Consider the following 211-nt stretch of genomic DNA (forward strand, 5'->3'; position numbering starts at 1 on the left):
GCCGGAGAGGCGCGCCTGGATCGCCAGATGCCCCCATGCCGCACCGGCATCGAAGGAATGGGTGTAGCTCGGCTTTTCCTCGGCTGAGCCGGCAGCCCCGGTGAAGGCGCGCGACACGACGAAGATCAGCGCCGATGCATTCCTGGCCCATTCCTGGTTGGAATCGTTGAGCAAGGCGACAAATTTCTCCCAATGCTTCGAACCCTTGAGG

1 protein-coding gene is annotated in these 211 nt (G+C 62.6%); it reads right to left on the reverse strand.

Annotation, left to right across the window (positions count from 1 at the left end; genetic code table 11):
* The coding region (locus tag AF337_RS18370) for a nitroreductase family protein (RefSeq protein WP_483150627.1) at positions 1-211 on the reverse strand (211 nt) is incomplete at both ends.

Source organism: Rhizobium ecuadorense (genome assembly GCF_001187535.1).
Taxonomy (GTDB): domain Bacteria; phylum Pseudomonadota; class Alphaproteobacteria; order Rhizobiales; family Rhizobiaceae; genus Rhizobium; species Rhizobium ecuadorense.